The sequence below is a fragment of the Amycolatopsis sp. NPDC104863 genome, assembly GCF_055582965.1.
Window position 1 is genome coordinate 276,796 of record NZ_JBVJOW010000001.1, and the last position, 16,009, is coordinate 292,804.

General features: G+C 71.3%; 15 protein-coding genes. 8 read left to right on the forward strand and 7 right to left on the reverse strand.

Translation table 11 applies throughout. The annotated features are described in order from the left end of the window. Window positions 1–12: 12 nt before the first annotated feature. The 3 genes from ACZ63J_RS01290 to ACZ63J_RS01300 are packed head-to-tail and all read right to left on the reverse strand — an operon-like array spanning window position 13 to window position 4,035. The gene (locus ACZ63J_RS01290; protein ID WP_465313317.1) at window positions 13–495 is read right to left on the reverse strand and encodes a poly-gamma-glutamate biosynthesis protein PgsC/CapC; all 483 of its coding nucleotides are present in this window, start codon (window positions 493–495) and stop codon (window positions 13–15) included. Then, complete coding sequence (pgsB, locus tag ACZ63J_RS01295; RefSeq protein ID WP_465400481.1) at window positions 495–1,673, reverse strand: poly-gamma-glutamate synthase PgsB; 1,179 nt, start codon at window positions 1,671–1,673, stop codon at window positions 495–497. Before pgsB ends, ACZ63J_RS01290 begins: the two co-directional genes overlap by 1 nt. A 1-nt stretch (window position 1,674) precedes the next feature. Next, the gene (locus tag ACZ63J_RS01300) at window positions 1,675–4,035 is read right to left on the reverse strand and encodes a HAMP domain-containing protein (RefSeq protein WP_465400480.1); all 2,361 of its coding nucleotides are present in this window, start codon (window positions 4,033–4,035) and stop codon (window positions 1,675–1,677) included. Between the two features lie 192 nt (window positions 4,036–4,227). Between ACZ63J_RS01300 and ACZ63J_RS01305 the strand changes: the two genes are divergently transcribed. After that, complete coding sequence (locus ACZ63J_RS01305; RefSeq protein ID WP_465334477.1) at window positions 4,228–5,142, forward strand: hypothetical protein; 915 nt, start codon at window positions 4,228–4,230, stop codon at window positions 5,140–5,142. A gap of 1 nt (window position 5,143) precedes the next feature. Here ACZ63J_RS01305 and ACZ63J_RS01310 read toward each other — a convergent pair whose 3' ends face one another. Then, a complete protein-coding gene (locus tag ACZ63J_RS01310; protein WP_465400479.1) occupies window positions 5,144–5,875 on the reverse strand; it encodes a VOC family protein in 732 nt (243 codons plus the stop codon). A gap of 50 nt (window positions 5,876–5,925) precedes the next feature. Then, a complete protein-coding gene (locus ACZ63J_RS01315; RefSeq protein WP_465400478.1) occupies window positions 5,926–6,147 on the reverse strand; it encodes a hypothetical protein in 222 nt (73 codons plus the stop codon). On the opposite strand from ACZ63J_RS01315, the gene ACZ63J_RS01320 reads away from it, so the two are divergent. The 5 genes from ACZ63J_RS01320 (at window position 6,141) to ACZ63J_RS01340 (ending at window position 11,227) form a co-directional block, all read left to right on the forward strand. After that, window positions 6,141–6,818 (forward strand): hypothetical protein, encoded by a 678-nt coding sequence (locus tag ACZ63J_RS01320; RefSeq protein WP_465400477.1) that lies wholly within the window; start codon window positions 6,141–6,143, stop codon window positions 6,816–6,818. The two genes, ACZ63J_RS01315 and ACZ63J_RS01320, sit on opposite strands and share 7 nt — an antisense overlap. A 36-nt stretch (window positions 6,819–6,854) precedes the next feature. Next, on the forward strand, window positions 6,855–8,015 hold the full coding sequence (locus ACZ63J_RS01325; protein WP_465400476.1) for a hypothetical protein: 1,161 nt from the start codon (window positions 6,855–6,857) through the stop codon (window positions 8,013–8,015). A 148-nt stretch (window positions 8,016–8,163) separates the two neighbouring features. After that, window positions 8,164–8,916 carry an SDR family oxidoreductase gene (locus ACZ63J_RS01330; RefSeq protein WP_465400475.1) on the forward strand — a complete coding sequence of 251 codons (753 nt, stop codon included), beginning with the start codon at window positions 8,164–8,166 and terminating at the stop codon, window positions 8,914–8,916. Next, entirely contained in the window at window positions 8,913–9,683 is a 771-nt protein-coding gene (locus ACZ63J_RS01335) for an SDR family oxidoreductase (protein WP_465400474.1), read from the forward strand. Before ACZ63J_RS01330 ends, ACZ63J_RS01335 begins: the two co-directional genes overlap by 4 nt. Next, the gene (locus ACZ63J_RS01340; RefSeq protein ID WP_465400473.1) at window positions 9,680–11,227 is read left to right on the forward strand and encodes an acyl-CoA carboxylase subunit beta; all 1,548 of its coding nucleotides are present in this window, start codon (window positions 9,680–9,682) and stop codon (window positions 11,225–11,227) included. Before ACZ63J_RS01335 ends, ACZ63J_RS01340 begins: the two co-directional genes overlap by 4 nt. On the opposite strand, the gene ACZ63J_RS01345 is transcribed toward ACZ63J_RS01340, so the two are convergent. Then, entirely contained in the window at window positions 11,224–11,736 is a 513-nt protein-coding gene (locus ACZ63J_RS01345; protein ID WP_465400472.1) for a dihydrofolate reductase family protein, read from the reverse strand. The genes ACZ63J_RS01340 and ACZ63J_RS01345 overlap by 4 nt on opposite strands. 189 nt (window positions 11,737–11,925) lie before the next feature. Between ACZ63J_RS01345 and ACZ63J_RS01350 the strand changes: the two genes are divergently transcribed. Then, on the forward strand, window positions 11,926–14,580 hold the full coding sequence (locus tag ACZ63J_RS01350) for a lectin (RefSeq protein ID WP_465400471.1): 2,655 nt from the start codon (window positions 11,926–11,928) through the stop codon (window positions 14,578–14,580). A 143-nt stretch (window positions 14,581–14,723) separates the two neighbouring features. After that, window positions 14,724–15,185 carry a hypothetical protein gene (locus ACZ63J_RS01355; protein ID WP_465312090.1) on the forward strand — a complete coding sequence of 154 codons (462 nt, stop codon included), beginning with the start codon at window positions 14,724–14,726 and terminating at the stop codon, window positions 15,183–15,185. Here ACZ63J_RS01355 and ACZ63J_RS01360 read toward each other — a convergent pair. Continuing rightward, window positions 15,170–15,967: an enoyl-CoA hydratase-related protein gene (locus ACZ63J_RS01360; protein ID WP_465408579.1), complete on the reverse strand. Its 798-nt coding sequence runs from the start codon at window positions 15,965–15,967 to the stop codon at window positions 15,170–15,172. The two genes, ACZ63J_RS01355 and ACZ63J_RS01360, sit on opposite strands and share 16 nt — an antisense overlap. Between the last annotated feature and the right edge of the window lie 42 nt (window positions 15,968–16,009).

A 16,009-nucleotide genomic window follows, 5' to 3' on the forward strand; every position in this document is an offset into this window, starting at 1 on the left:
TCCTCAGTCACCTCATACGGTCGGGACCAGCCCGATCAGCACACCGCTGATCAGGACCGCGTAACTGGCCAGGCTGACGCCGCCGGTGGCGAGCATCGTGGCCACCGGCTTCTGCCGGACGAGCTGGTAGGCGACCAGGCCGGGCACGACGAACCCGAGCGTCTGGTGCACGAACAGCAGCGGGAAGTCGGCCTGCAGGACGAGCAGCAACGTCGTCTGCAGCACGACGCCCAGCAGCACGACCGCGGCGAACAGCCGCTTGCCGTACAGGATCACCATGCGCTGCAACAGCTTCGTGCCGCCGAAGGTCAGCGCGGTCATGGCCGCGATGATCGCCGCGCGGCGGTAGTCTTCGACCATGGTCAGCGCGATCCAGCCGGGCGTGATCATGCCGCCGGGGGACAGGTTCGTGGTCAGGTAGCAGACCAGCGACAGCAACAGGCCGATGGCGAGCCCGACGGTGGCGACCTCGGGGGCCAGGGACGTGGTGAGCATCAGGCGACCGGTTCCAGTTTCGCGAGTTCCTCGATGAGCAGTTCCCCCTGGCCGTGGATGTTGCCGATGGCGATCAGCGACGCGTGCCGCTCGACCCCGCCGACGATCCCGCGCAGCAGCTCACGCGGGGACCGTGAACCGCCGAGGTCGACGACGCGGTCGTGCCACTCGCTCGGGATGGCGGCCCGGGCGCTGCGTGTCGGGTCGCCGATGAGCACCACGCGTTCCGGCGCGATGCGGGGGATCAGCGCGCCCATCTGGCCGTTGCGCTCGACGCGGTCCGGGCGGCAGTTGATGATGACGTGCAGCGGGTCGGTGATCGCGCCCTGCGCGCGGAGCTGGTCGATGTTCATCAACGTCGATTCGGGGTCGTTCGCCGCGAAGACGTTGGCGAAGCGCAGGTGACGGCGGCCGGCGCGGTACTGGTGGACCTGCAGCACCCCCGGGTCCGGCGGCGCGGCCCACATGCCTTCCAGCGCCAGCTGCCGGTTGACGTTCAGCAGGTCCGCGACGGCCAGCGCGATCGCGACGTTCTCCTTGAACGTGATCCAGCCGAAGCCGCGCATCTCCTCGTCGGTGACCGTTTCGGGGTCGACCGCGATCAGCTCGCAGTCCCGCTTGTCGGCCTCCTGCTGGAGGATGTGCAGCCGGTCCCGCTCGGCCGTGAGGCAGATCCCGCCGACCGGCATCGACCGCGACAGCGACCGCGCGACGTCGTCAAGGGTCGGCCCCATCTCGGCGAGGTGGTCCTCGCGGACGTTGCACAGGACGCCGATGGTCGAGCGGATCAGCTTGCTCTGGTTGATCTCCTGCAGGTCCGGCATCACGGCCATGCACTCGATGACCAGTGCGTCGGGCCGGTAGGCGGCGGCGCGGCGGACGATCCCGATCTGCTCGACGACGTTGGCGATGCCGAACTTGCGGTAGACGGGTTCCTCGCTGCCGTCGGGGTGGATGAAGCGGGCCGCGGTGCCGGTGGTCTTGGCGGTGGTGACGAGCCCGCCGCCGCGCAGGGCGCCCGCGCAGAGGCGCGTGATCGAAGACTTGCCGCGGATGCCGTTGACCAGCACCCGGGTGGGGATGCTGTGCAGGTGCCGGTAGTGCTGGCGCTGTTCGGTGATGCCGGCGACCAGCATCGTCGCCGACGCCAGGACCAGCACGACGTAGAGGAACGTCACGTCAGACCCCGGCCCCGTCCAGCCAGCTCAGGTAGTCGCTCTTGGCCTTCTCTTCGGGCGTCCGGGCCGGGATCCGCGGCGGGGTCTGCGGCGGGGTCTGCGGCCGCGGCCGGCCCGCCGGTTTCCGTTGCGCGGCCGGGGGCTTGCGTTCGACCCGGGGTTCGGGCTCGTCGACGATCTTCTGGAGCAGTTCGGTCTCGTCGGTCGCCGCGCCGGTCGGGCGCCGGACCTCGCCGAGCCGGTCGCGGCCGTCGAGCAGGGCCTGGCGGCAGATCTCGACGCAGGAGGCGATGGTGCCGATCTCGTCCTGGCGCTGCGGGTAGACGACGGCGCCGGTGTGGCCGGCCGCGATCCGCCGCGCCTCCTCGCCGACCCGCCGCAGCGGCCGGACGACCACCAGGAAGTGCCAGGCGAACAGCATCACCGCGACGACGGCGGTGAGCAGCGCGGCGACCCGCGCGCCCGACCGCACGGTGTTGTCCGCGACCCCGAGCGAACCGATCGGCTGCTCGGCGACGACGACCCACTTCAGCGACGCCGCGGTGCCCTTGTCGGCCAGGCGCTGGGCCGCGACGAGCGCCGCCGGCGTCGTCTCGCGGGCGTCTTTGCCCGACTGCGCCGCGTCGACGTTCTTGATCAGCGTCGCGTCGGTGAGCGAGGAGAACGCGAGGTACCCCTGGGTGTCGGCGATCGTGCGCTTGCCCTCGTCGACCACGCGGACACGGCCGCCCGCCGCGCCGAGCAGCTCGGCCATGCGCGGCACGTCGTACTCGCCGACCAGGACGTTCTTCGAGTCCGGCAACGGCGTGAAGGCGTAGACGACCGGGACGCGGCCGCTGGTGTTGTGCTGGCGCAGGCCTTCGCCGTCGGGCAGTTTGCCGGGTTCACGCAGGGAGTCGCGCCCGGCCAGCAGCCGGACCGCGCCCTGGGCGTCGGCGACGTAGATGCTGCGGAACCGGCTTTCGGTGCCGGCGAGCCGGTCCAGCATGCCCCGCAGCTGCTCGGGTTCCTTGCCCTTGCCCAGCTGGGCGACCGACTTCAGGTCGGTGAGGCCTTCGGTGAGGCTGCGGCGCAAGGTGTCGGCGGAGCGCGTGACGCGGACCCCGTGCTCGCTGAGCATGGTCGGGGAGACCTCGGCGTGCTGCCGGCCGAGCGTCGCGGCGACCACGCCCGACCAGCCGAGCAGGGTCAGCGCGACCGCCGCGATGATGAGCTGCGCGGAGAGCAAGGCGCGTACTCCGGGTGCGGGCTTGCGGCGCCGCAGCTTCGAACGCGACCGCTCGAGGGCGGCGGTGACCCGGTTGACCTCGCGGATCCGTGACTGCCGGACCGGCTTGCCGAGCACACCGGCGGCGACGGCGAGGGCGTCGGCGCGCAGCCTGCGGATCGGCGCGACGACCGTGCGCCGCAGCAGGAAGAAGCCCGCGGCGGCCAGCACGAGCAGGGCGGCGGCGGGGATCAGGCCGGGCCAGCGGGCCGGCACGGCCTCGACCGGGAAGCGGCTGAACGCCACGACCGACAGGCCGAGGCTGCCGCCGATGCTCGTGGGGGACACCGGGGCGTAGGAGACGACCGGGGCGCGCTGCTTGCCCTTCTCCGTGACCGCCGAGCCGGTGAGCACGCCGGACTGCCCGGCGGCGGCCGCGGTGGCGGCCTGGGCGAGCAGCTGCTGCGCGGGCGTGTCGGTCGCGGCGACGTCGGAGCCGTGGGTGTGCAGCACGGCGCCGTCCGCGGTGACCAGGCGGACCTGCTGCTGGGTGTCCTTGTCGAGGTCGCCGGCGGTGGTGCGCAGCGCCGTCGAGACGACGAGGAGCTTGCCGGCGCGTGCGCCGGAGAGCGGGAGGGCGGTCAGCACGAGCGGGGTGTCACCGGGACGGGCGACCGGGCGGACCGTGAGGTTCGCGACGGCGACCCCGCGCAGCGTCTCGACCGGCACCGGCTCGCCACGGGTGGCCAGGACCTTCTGCGCGGCCGGGTCGTAGACAGCGGCCCCGCGCCAGTCTTCGTAGGTCTCGCCCAGCCGGGCGAGCAGGGCGGTGTCGTCGGCGACGTCGAACACCCCGGAGCCGGCCGCGACCTGGAGGTCGCCCGCGGCGGCCGTCGCCGAGGTCGCGACGCTTTGGGCGAGGCCGGCGGTCGTGCGCTGCTGGCCGGCGGTCACCTCGTCGGGGACACGGCCGGAGGCGTCGTTCGCGCGGATCAGGGACAGCGGGCCCGCGGTGGACAGGTACAGGGCGGTGAAGGCGGCGATGACCAACAGCAGGACCAACGCGGTCGCCGAGGCGACACCGGCGCCGCGGGGGAAGCCCGCCTCCGGAATCTGCGCGCGCAACCGCGCCGTTCGCTCTTCGTGCTGTTTCAAGAGGGTCTCCCCAGGCCCTTCCAGTCACATGTCCCGATGGACCACCGGCCACCGCGGCCGCTAGCAAAGAACCCACCCGTTCGGGTTACATGACGGTATCAATGACGTCGTCGGTGACGTTACAGCTAGCCCCATCGGGGGACAAACGACGGCTAAGTCTAACTATCGGGTGATATCGGTACACTCCGGGTTGTGATCACCCGACCGCGGATGTTGCTCAGCGTGGCCGGCGTGGCCGTCGCTCTGGCGTTGGCGCTGACCTTGGTGCTGACCCTCGGTGACGACGCTCCTCCGACGTCCGCCCCGGAAGCCGGTCCGGAGCCCCTGGACTCCCTGGTGACCGGCTTCACGGCCAAGTTGTCGGCCGACCAGGTGTACCGCTCACCGAAATCCGACGAACGTCGGACCGCGTCCGCGGGGTTCGCTGCGGTCCTGGACCGCCGGGGGACCGCGGATCTCGGGAAGCTCGGTTTTTCGGTGCACGACGGCGTCGACCCGGCGACCGGGCGGCCTTACACGATCGTGGTCAACGAGCCCGGCACCGAGCGGGCGTGGGGCCTGTACGTCATCGACCGGTCGGCGCCGCCGTCGCTGGCGGTGGAGGTGCCGCACCCCGCGTTCGACCTGCGGACGGAGCTGTTCGGCGTCGACCTGTTCCGCCGGACCCCGGGCGCGGTCCTCATGGTGGCCGGCGCGCACCGGAAGGCCGACGACAGCAAGGCCGACGTCGCGCACGAAGAGGATTCGGTGTTCCACGTCGTGGCTTCGGTGCTGGCCGCGCGAAAGCTCACGCAGGTCCAGCTGCACGGCTTCCACGACGAAAACCTGCCGTCGAAGGACATCGTGCTGTCCTCGGGGGCTTCGGCAGCGGGCGACGCGGTTCGCCGCACGGCGACGCGCCTGGAGGCGAACGGGTTCGCGGTGTGCCGGGCCTGGGAGGAGCGCTGCGGAGCGCTCGAAGGGACGAAGAACGTCCAGGGCAAACTGGCAGCGGCGGACGACACGGTGTTTTTGCACGTGGAGATGAGCCGAGCAGTCCGGGAATCGCCCGAACGCCGAGCCGGCGTCGTTCAGGCGCTGAGTGACGCCGATCTCGGCCACTCGTGATTCAGGTGGCGTTTTTGGTGCGCCGCAACGCCTTCGACGGTGGCCACACGGAGAACTCGGTGCCATCCGGATCCGCCAGCACGACGGTGCCGTCGTCGCGCGCGGCGACCCGAGCGGCGCCGAGGGAGATCAGCGCGTCGACTGCATCCTTCTGGTCGCCGTCCGGGAGCAGTTCGAAGCGCTGCCGGGGCGGCGCCTCGGGTGTGCCATCCCAGGTGTCCCAGGCGATTTTCGTGCCGCCGCGCGGGGACTGGATCGCGGTCTGCTCGCCCTGGTCCCACACCAGGGGCCAGCCCAGCGCCCGGCTCCAGAACGAGCCGACCTGCCGGGAGCCGGCACAGGTGAGCTCACCCAGCGGCCCGCACCCGGCGAGGTAGCCGTTGCCGGGCTCGATCACGCAGAACTCGTAGCCCGCCGGGTCGGCCAGGACAACGTGTGTCTCTTCGGGTTGCTGTCCGACGTCGACGTGACGGCCGCCGAGTCTTATGGCCGTGTCCACGGTGTGCCGCTGGTCGTCGAGGTCGGCGCTGGTGAGGTGCAGGTGCATCCGGTTCGCGCCGATGCGGCCGTCGCGGCCCGGTACGAAGCGGAGGCCGAGCTGGGTGTCCTCGCCTGGTAGCAGGACGCCGTCGGCGTCTTCGATGATCTCCCGGTCGAGGATCCCGGCCCAGAAGCGTGCCGGTTCGGCTGGGTTGTTCGCCTCGAAAGTCACTGCCAGGAGTCGCGAAGGCATGACCGGAAGGTAGACACCGCCCTCGTGGCGCGGCAAGGCAATACCTCCGGTCAGCGCGACCAGCGCACGGCCGCGTCGACGCAGTCCTCGGGGTTGCTGTCGAACGCGATGGCAGTAGCGCCGGGTTCGAGCTTCGCGGGGTCGAGACCGACCGTACGTCGAATCGCGTAGTCGGGTGTCGCTTCCGAGCCGACGCGGATCGCGGGGCTGTCCGGAAGGCTCGGGAAATCCCGATTCCGGGTTTTCCAGCCGACAAGGAGTTCTGATGACACCGCTTTCCGCCGGACCCGCCGCCGTGCCCGCCTGGGTCGTGCCACGCCGGGCCGTCGTGGGGTCGATCGTCTTCTTGGTCGCGTTTCTCTCCGTCGGTTTTGTCGATGGGTTGCTCAGCGATCGCCCATTGCCGTTGCCCGATGCGCCCACGGCCGATGTCGTCGCGTACTACACCGCCAATCCGGCTGCGGCTTTGGTGGCCGCCGGCTTGCAGGTGATCTCGGTCCTCGGGTTCGCTTTGTTCGCCCGCACGGTGAGCGGGGCGGCCGGCGATCCTGCCACCGCGCGGCGGCTGAATGTCGTGGGAATGGTTTCGGTGGGGGCCATGCTCGTGTCGTCCGCGCTCTCCTGTGCCGTGGTGATCGCGGCTCCCGCGGCGGCGCCGCAGACGGTCGTGGCGCTCCGGATGGCGAGTTTTTACGCCGGTGGCGTGGTCAACGTCGTCACGCTGGGAGCGTTTGTGCTCCTCGCCGCGCCGGCCACGGCGTGGCTGCGGAAGCCGGCTCGGACGTTCGGCCGTGTGGCGGGTGGGCTGGCAGTCCTGTCCCTGCTGTCACTGTTTTTCTATTACGCCAGCGTGCTTCTGCCGGTGGGCCGGGTCCTTTGCATGGTGTGGACCATTGTGGCGGCGGTGGCCCTGACCCGCGCAGCCGCGCGAACCACGGAGTGATCTGCTTCGCCGGACACCACTGTGGACTGCCGTATAGTGATCGGCAAGGGGTGGAGCACGTTTGTCCAGGTCAGCGGGCTGTTGAGCCGGGCCGACCGGGCGCGGGCGGCGGAGCGCGCGGGCGCGGTCGGGCTGGGTGCGGTGCGGCGGGTCCACCGGCAGCGCCAGTCGTCGGCGGGCTGGGTGGTGGGGGTCGGCGCGTTGGTGTTGGCCGGCGGCCTGGTCGCCGCGTTCATGGCGCTCTCCCAGTCCGTGCTCTGGCAGATTCCGGTGTTCGTCGTGTGCGTGGTGGCGTGCGCGGGCTGGCTGACGACCTTGCTCGGGCCGGTGGCCGGGGGCCGGCAGTTCTTCGTCGCCGCCGAGCGCGGTGTGCTGCGCTGGAGGGCCGGCGCGGCCGGGCAAGACGTTCTTCACTACGACGACATCGCCGTGCGCAGTGGGCCGTGGCGGACGTTCCGGATCACCGGGACCGGCCCGGACGCCGGGAGCGTGCCGGACATCGTGCTGCCGCCGATGTCGGCCCGCTCCGCGCTGGTGGCCGCGATCCGGCACGGCCGCGCCGGATCGGGCGGCGTGGTGGCGCCCGCCGCGGCGGTGCTCGGCGCGGCCGTGCTGGCGGCGGCGACCGTGTTCTCGGGCGTGCCGGTGGTCGCGGACGTGCTGATCGGGCCCCCGGTGACCCGCGAAGATCTCGCCGGCGTGTGCGAGGACGGCGCCGGGCTCGGCCGCGCGGCCGCCTACGAAGGTGCCGGCCCGCACCCGATGGTGGTCACCTCGGAGTTCGCGCCGGGCGAGCCTCCGTCCGAGGGCCACGGGTATTCCGTCCGTCCCGACTTCACGTTGCCGGAGACGATGGACGTCGACAGCGGCTCCGTGCACAACGACGTGCAGCTCGTCGGCTGTCTCCGGCTCGTCAGGCAGGCCGATGAGAAGCTCCTGAAGGAGTGCGCGTACGAGGGCGGCAACCAGGACACCGTGTACCAGGGGCACTACCGGCTGGACGTGCTCGAGGCGCACACCGGGCGCGTCGTGGCCTCTCCTCCGGTCGAGGGGGCCACCGAAACCGGCGGCGACTGCATGCGGATCACCTTCCGCGCCGAGGGCGGCGACGGCACCGAATCCAGGGTTTTCAGCTCGCCGGACGACGCGACCTACCGGCGGCTGCTCGGCCCGCTGCACACCGGCCCGAGCCACTGACCGTGCGGGGCAGGGGCGCCGAGCACGCAGGGTGGCAATCCGGTGTGACGGAGGTCGGCCTTGAGAGGATGGCCTCATCGCGCATAATGGGCCGGGTAAGCGACTGCTTGGTATGTGCCGCGCACCACAGCGAAGGAGACACACTGTCGTGAACTCGTTCAAGGATCGCGTCGCGATCGTCACCGGGGCGAGCCGGGGCATCGGGCTCGGGATCGCGAAGACGCTGGTCGAGCGCGGGGCGAAGGTGTGCATCACCGCGCGCAAGCCTGAAGCCCTCGAGGAGGCCGTCAACTCCCTCGGCGGCCCGGACGTCGCCATGTTCGTGCCCGGCAAGGCCGACGACACCGACCACCAGGACGAGGCCGTCGCGAAGACGGTCGAGACCTTCGGCCGGCTCGACTACCTGGTCAACAACACCGGCATCAACCCGGTCTACGGACCGACACTGGACATCGACCCCGGCGCCGCGGCCAAGATCCTCGGGGTGAACGTGCTCGCACCGCTGGGCTGGACCAAGCGCGCTCGGGACGCGTGGATGGGGGAGCACGGCGGCGCCGTCGTCAACGTCGCGTCCGTCGCCGGCCTCGGCGCTTCGCCCGGGATCGGCATGTACGGCGTCAGCAAGGCCGCCCTGATCCGGCTGACCGTCGAGCTCGGCGCCGAGCTAGGGCCGAAGATCCGCGTCAACGCCGTCGCGCCCGCCGTCGTCAAGACGAAGTTCGCCACCGCGCTCTACGAAGGCCGCGAGGAGGAGGTCGCCTCCGCGTACCCGATGAAGCGGCTCGGCCTGCCCTCCGACATCGCGGGCGCGGTCGCCTTCCTGCTGTCCGACGACGCGGGCTGGATTACCGGCCAGACCATGGTGCTCGACGGCGGCGTGACCCTGGGTGGTGGCCTGTGACCGGCGTGGTCGTCACCGGGGGTGGCGGGGGCATCGGCGCCGCGCTGGCCCGCCGCTTCGCCGCGGACGGCGCGAAGGTGCTCGTTGCCGATCTCGACGGTGACAAGGCCTCGGAGATCGCGAAGGAGGTCGGCGGGACGGCGTTCGTCGGTGACGTCGCGAGCGTCGACGGCGTCGCGAAGCTGGTCGAGAGCGCCCGCGAGACCCTGGGCGAGATCGACGTCTTCTGCGCCAACGCGGGCATCGCGCCCTTCGGCGGCCCGGAAAGCCCCGAAGAGGTCTGGGCGCGCACCTGGGACGTCAACGTCATGGCCCACGTCCGCGCGGCCAACCTGCTGCTGCCCGCGTGGCTCGAGCGCGGGAAGGGCCACTTCATCGCCACGGTCTCCGCCGCCGGCCTGCTGACCAGCCTCGGCTCGGCGCCGTACTCGGTGACCAAGCACGGCGCGCTCGCCTTCGCCGAATACCTGGCCGCCACCTACAAGCACCGCGGGATCACCGTCCAGGCCATCTGCCCGCAGGGCGTGCGCACCGCGATGCTGGAGAGCACCGGCGCCGCGGGCCAGCTGCTGATGGGCGCGTCGGCGATCGAGCCGGAGCAGGTCGCGGACGCGCTGTTCACGGCCATCGAGGAGAAGCGGTTCCTGGTGCTGCCGCACCCCGAGGTCGCGGGGTACTACGCGGCGCGGGCGACCGACACCGACCGCTGGCTCGGCGGGATGAACAAGCTGCAGCGCAAGGTCGAAGCGGCGTTCGAGGCGGAATGACCTGGCAGCCGGAGGTCGACGAGATCGCCCGGCGGCGGGCGCTGGCCGAACGCATGGGCGGCCCGGACAAGGTCGCCCGCCAGCACGCCGCCGGGCGCTCGACGGTCCGCGAGCGGATCGAGGCGCTCGCCGACCCCGGCAGCTTCGACGAGATCGGCGCGCTCGCCGGTACGGCGTCCTATGTGGACGGATCGCTGGAGTCGTTCACCCCGGCCAACTTCATCGTCGGGACAGCGAAGCTCGACGGGCGGCGCGTGGCGATCGGCGGGGACGACTTCACCGTGCGCGGCGGCGCGGCCGACGCCGCGATCATGGAGAAGCAGGTCTACGCCGAGCGGCTCGCGAACGAGCTCGGCCTGCCGATGGTGCGCCTCATCGAGGGCACCGGAGGCGGCGGCAGTGTCAAGATGCTGGAGCAGCACGGGTTCACCTACGTCCCGGTCAACCCGGGCTGGGACCTGGTGGTGGACAACCTCTCCACGGTGCCGGTGGTGGCGCTGTGCCTCGGCCCGGTCGCCGGGCTCGGCGCCGCGCGGGCGGTGATGGCGCACCTCAACGTTCTGGTCGAAGACGTCGGGCAGCTGTTCGTCGCCGGGCCGCCGGTGGTGAAGCACGCGACGGGGGAGGACCTCACCAAGGAGGAGCTCGGCGGCGCGGACGTCCACCGCCGCAGCGGCGCGATCGACCGCATCGTGGCTTCGGAGGCCGAGGCTTTCGCGGTCCTGAAGCAGTTCCTGTCGTATCTTCCGTCCTCTGTGGACTCACTGCCGCCGGTCGGGTCCACTTCGGACCCGGTCGACCGGCGCGAGGAGGCGCTGCTCTCGCTGGTGCCGCGCAACCGGCGGCACCCCTACCGGCTGCAGCCGCTGCTCGACGGCGTCTTCGACGAAGGTTCGGTGTTCGACTACGCCGTGTCGGGCGGCTCGGCCTACGCGGGACTCGCGCGGCTGAACGGCCACCCGGTCGGGGTGCTCGCCACCGACCCGTACCGCGGCGCGACGCTGACGCCCGAAGGCGCCGACGTCATGACCCGCCTGGTCGACCTGTGCGAGACGTTCCACCTGCCGCTGGTGTCGCTGACCGACCAGGCGGGCATGGTGATCGGCGCCGCGGCCGAGCGCGCTGGCGCGATCCGGCACGGCGCCCGCGCGGTCACCGCCGTGTACCAGGCGCGGGTGCCGATGGCCGAGGTGATCGTCCGGCGCGTGTTCGGCGTCGGCGGCGCGGGCCAGGTCAACCGGCACCGGCTGGTCCGCCGCTGGGCGTGGCCCTCGGGCGACTGGGGTTCGCTGCCGGTCGAAGGCGGCATCGAAGCGGCGTACCGCGCGGAGCTCGACGCGGCCGGCGACCGGGCGGCGCGGATCGAGGAGATCCGCGCGCGCCTGGACGCCGTGCGCTCGCCTTTCCGCACCGCGGAACGGTTTTCCGTCGAGGACGTCATCGATCCGCGCGAAACCCGGGCGCGGCTGTGCGACTGGGTCGGCGACGCCTACGCCGTGCTGCCGAAGCTGCTCGGCCGCCCGTCGTTCGGGATGCGGCCTTAAAGCACGCGGTACCAGTTCGGCCGCAGCGGCTCCAGCCCGACCGGTTTGCCGCCGGGGTGGTCGAACATCCGGACGCCGTCGCCGAGTAGCACCGGGACGGGCATCGCGAGGATTTCGTCGAGAACGCCGGCTTCTAGGCACTGCCGAGCGACGTCGGCGCCGAGGACGTTGACGTACTTCGGGCCGGCTGCATCCTTGGCCGCGGCGACCGCGTCGACAAGGTTGTCGACGAACGTGACGCCGGGCGCCGGCGCGGCCGGGCGGTGGGTGAGCACGAACTGCGGCCCCTCCCAGCCGCCGCCGAACGCCTTGCCCTCGCCTTCGGTGCCGCGGTGCGGGTCGTCCCCGCCGTAGGTCCGGCGGCCGACGAGCAGCGAGCCGATCTCCGGGATCAGCTCGTCGACCAGCGGGTCCGGGCCCAGGTACGGGGTCAGCCAGGACATGTCGCCGCCGGGGCCGGCGACGAAGCCGTCGACCGAGCAGCTGAAGCCGTAGAGCAGTTTTGCCATGATGTCTCCTTTGGGGCGGTTCGCGGACTTCAGTACTGACGGCGGGGGCCGGGAAAACTCATCGGCTTCACCCGGTCGTGTCCGGAACGCGACAGGTTCACCACGGACCGTTGACAACGGTGTCAGCCCGCGAGGACCGTTCCGATTCGCATCGGCTGAACTTGTGCTCAACGGCGAAGGACAAGTGACATGGTGTTGCGTTCCCTCACGCGGCTTTCCGCCGCCACCGCCCTGGCCCTGGCCGGGCTGATCCCCGTTCCCGCGTCGGCCGCGCCGCTGGTCACCGACCCGGCGTCGCTGGTCAACCCCTTCATCGGCACCTCCAACGCGGCCGACGACTTCCCCGGTGCGGACGTCCCGTTCGGCATGCTCCAGTGGAGCCCCGACACGCCCAGCCGCCCCGACGGCGGCGGCTACGAGTACAAGGATTCCTCCGTCACCGGGTTCAGCCTGACCCACCTGTCCGGTCCGGGCTGCGGCGCCGACGGCGACGTCCCGATCCTGCCGACGGTCGGCGCGGTGAACACCGGTGCGACCGTGCCCTTCAGTCATAGCAACGAATCCGCGAGTCCGGGCGCGTACTCGGTGAACCTCGGCAACGGCGTGAACACCGAGCTGACCGCCGCGCTGCGGTCCGGGATCGGCCGGTTCACCTTCCCCTCGACGTCCCAGGCGAACCTGCAGTTCAAGCTCAACGGCAGCCAGAACGGCACGTCGAACCAGGCGTGGACGGTGGTCAGCCCGACCGAGGTGTCCGGTTCGGTCACCTCCGGGCACTTCTGCGGCGCGGGCTTCACCTACACGCTTTACTTCGACGTCGTGTTCGACCGGCCGTTCAGCTCCAGCGGCACCGCGGCCGCGGCGGCCGTGACCCCCAAGGCGTCACCCGGGAAACTGCACGGGGAGGCGGCTTCGGCGGCGGCACCGGCCGCGGGACCGGGCAGCGCGTACGTCCGCTTCGACACGACCACCAACCGGACCGTGCAGGCCAAGGTCGGCATCTCCTACGTGTCGGTGTCCAACGCGGTCGCGAACCGAGCCGCGGACATCCCGGCGTTCGACTTCGCCGCGACCAAGCAGGCCGCGCACGACAGCTGGAACTCCCTGCTCGGCCGGATCCAGGTCGCCGGCGGCACCGCGGCGCAGCAGCGCGTCTTCTACACCGCGCTGTACCACTCGCTGTTGCACCCCAACGTCTTCTCCGACCGCAACGGCCAGTACATCGGGTTCGACAACCAGGTGCACACCGTCGCGAGTGGACATTCGGCGCACTACGCCAACTTCTCCGGCTGGGACATCTACCGCACGCAGGCGCAGCTGTCGGCGTTGGTGGCCCCCGCGCAGACGGGCGACATCGCGCAGTCGATGATCGCCGACTACGCGCAGGGCGGCGGGCTGCCCAAGTGGTCGCAGAACAACGGCGAGACGTATGTGATGGTCGGCGACCCCGGCACCGCGATCTTGGCGAGCTACTACGCCTTCGGGGCGCGGAACTTCGACACGTCGGCGGCCTTGCAGGCCATGCTGAAGGAAGCGAGCGTGCTGAACAACGTCCGGCCGGGGCTGAACGCGCTGAACGCGCCGGGGTACCTGCCGGCGAACGGCACTTACCAGTGCTGCAACTTCTACGGCCCGGTCTCGACGCAGCTGGAGTACAACACGGCGGACTTCGCGCTCTCGGCGTTCGCCGGGGCGCTGGGGGACACCGCGAACCAGCAGTTCTACGCCGGCCGCGCGCAGAACTGGAAGAACACGTTCAACCCGGCGAGCGGTTTCATGCAGCCGCGCGACGCGGGCGGCGGCTGGACCGGCGGCTTCAACCCGGCGAGCGGCTCGAACTTCGTCGAAGGCACGTCGTGGCAGTACACCGGCATGGTGCCGTTCAACGTGGCCGGCCTCGCCGCGGCACGCGGCGGCAACGCGTCGCTGGTCAGCTACCTCGACAGTGTGCTGGCCGGGTTCCACGGCGCGGGCGGGTCGCAGGCCGACCTCGGCAACGAGCCGAGCCTGGAGCTGCCGTGGGAGTACGACTACGTCGGGCAGCCGTACAAGACGCAGAAGGTCGTGCGGCAGGTGCAGGACCAGATCTGGACGGACGCGCCGGGCGGGCTGGCGGGCAACGACGACCTCGGCGCGATGAGCGCGTGGTACGTGTTCTCGGCGCTGGGTTTCTACCCGATGACGCCGGGAACGGCGGATCTGGCGCTGGGCAGCCCGTTGTTCACGCAGGCGGTGGTGACGCTCCCGAGCGGCAACACACTGACGCTGAACGCCCCGGCGGCGGCCGACAACGCCCCGTACGTCCAGAGCGCGTCGTGGAGCGGCTCGGCGTGGAACAACGCGTACGCGCCGACGTCGGCCCTCACCTCGGGCGGGACGTTGTCGTTCGTCCTCGGCACCGCCGCGAACACGGGCTGGGCGGCGTCGAACCCGCCGCCGTCGTACGACGGGACGTTGCCGCACCTGGGGCCGTTGACCTCGGGGGTCGCGGGCAAGTGCGCGGACGTGGCCACCAGCGGCACGGCGAACGGGACGCACGTGCAGCTCTACACGTGCAACAGCACCGGAGCGCAGAAGTGGTTCTCCGGCCCCGACGCAACCCTGCAGGCCCAGGGCGGCTGCCTCGACGTGAGCAACAGTGGAACGGCGAACGGCACGAAGGTCCAGCTGTGGCAGTGCAACGGCTCGGGCGCCCAGACATGGCAGCCGGGCACGGCCGGCGCGCTGGTGAACCCGCAGTCGGGGCGGTGCCTGGACGACCCGGGCAGCACGACGACGGACGGGACCCAGCTGCAGATCTACGACTGCAACCAGAGCGCGGCCCAGAAGTGGACCCGAGGCTGAGGTGCGGTGAGCCGGGCTTCGGTCCGGCTCACCGCACTCGCGAGCTTCATCGAACTGAGATCGACTCCGCGTAACCCGCCGCCCCGCAGAGCCGACTCCCGGGGAGTGCACCCCTGGTGGGGTGCGGATCCCGGAGGCCGGTTGTGGCGCTGATCAAGAAGAAGACGCCTGACGAGGTCGCGGCCGACCTCGCCGCGAAGGAACGCCAGCGCCGTGAGCTGGAGGAACGCAAGCGTCAGCAGGAAGCGGAGCGGGTGCGGGCGGCGTTCGAGCGGTCTCCGGCCGGCCAAGCGCGAGCGGCCTTCCATAGCGGCGATCACGTGTTTCAGTACTCGATCGACGTGATGAACCAGAAAGCCATCATCGCCGCGATGGTCGGCAGCACCACGAGACAGCGGGTAAGCGACCCGACCGCGGTTCTCAACTCGGTCTGCCATGAGGGCTGGGAGCTAGTGAACGGCTCGTTCGTCTTCGTCGAGCAGGGACAGCAGAGCCGGGACAAGTTCCTCGCGTCCGGTCAGAACGTCGCCATCAAAGGCGAAGTCGTCGGCTACTACCTGTTCAAGCGCTGTGAGGCGAACCGTCGAGCTCAGCCCGCCGGATAAGGCGGGAACTTCGGCTCCCGGCGCTCGTTCCAGCTGGCCAGCCCCTCGGCCAGCTCGGGCCGCCCGAACGACTCGATCATCAACGCCGTCGCCTCGCGAGCCGCGTCCTCCAACGACAGCGCGGCCTCGCGGGCGAACTGCCCCTTCATCACCGCCATCGACCGCGGGGCGCTGTACGTCGCCAGCTCGGTCGCGTAAGCGTGCGCGCGCAGGGGCAGCTCCTTCGCCGGGACCACCTCCTGGACCAGGCCGTACTCCAGCGCCTGCTCCGCGGTGAACGTCCGCCCGGACAGCAGGAGGTCGCGCGCCCGGCCTTCGCCCACCAGCAGCGGCAGGAGCTTGGCGATGCCGTACTCCGCGATCAGGCCGCGGCGGGAGAACGCCGTGGTGAACTTGGCGCCCGCCGCCGCGAAGCGGACGTCGGCCGAGCACGCGATCACGAATCCCAGGCCGGCGCAGCCGCCGTTGATCGCCGCCACCACCGGGATGCCCACCGAGGACGCCGCCAGGACGTCGCGGAAGTTCTCGTGGCCGCCGCCCGTGGCCGGGGGCGCGGCCACGATCGTGTCGAGCAACCCCAGGTCCGCGCCCGGGCAGAATGCCTTGCCCGCGCCGGTCACGACCACCGCGCGCACCGCCGGGTCCGCGTCGGCCTGCCGCAGCAGCTCGCCGTAGCGGGCCTGCATCGGCACGTCCATCGCGTTGGTCCGCTCGGGCTTGTCGAAGGTCAGCGTGGCGACCGCGCTGTCCGCCGCGTACCGGACTCCGTCCACAGTGGACATGACTGCCTCCTCGGGGTCGGAGACCATACTAAGCGGTCGCTC

What these genes read in the sequence shown, in the direction of transcription:
- ACZ63J_RS01360 (WP_465408579.1), bottom strand. Translation starts at nt 15,967, where the DNA reads ATGTCCACTGTGGACGGAGTCCGGTACGCGGCGGACAGCGCGGTCGCC.
- ACZ63J_RS01345 (WP_465400472.1), bottom strand. Translation starts at nt 11,736, where the DNA reads ATGGCAAAACTGCTCTACGGCTTCAGCTGCTCGGTCGACGGCTTCGTC.
- ACZ63J_RS01340 (WP_465400473.1), top strand. Translation starts at nt 9,680, where the DNA reads ATGACCTGGCAGCCGGAGGTCGACGAGATCGCCCGGCGGCGGGCGCTG.
- ACZ63J_RS01290 (WP_465313317.1), bottom strand. Translation starts at nt 495, where the DNA reads ATGCTCACCACGTCCCTGGCCCCCGAGGTCGCCACCGTCGGGCTCGCC.
- ACZ63J_RS01320 (WP_465400477.1), top strand. Translation starts at nt 6,141, where the DNA reads ATGACACCGCTTTCCGCCGGACCCGCCGCCGTGCCCGCCTGGGTCGTG.
- ACZ63J_RS01310 (WP_465400479.1), bottom strand. Translation starts at nt 5,875, where the DNA reads ATGCCTTCGCGACTCCTGGCAGTGACTTTCGAGGCGAACAACCCAGCC.
- ACZ63J_RS01350 (WP_465400471.1), top strand. Translation starts at nt 11,926, where the DNA reads ATGGTGTTGCGTTCCCTCACGCGGCTTTCCGCCGCCACCGCCCTGGCC.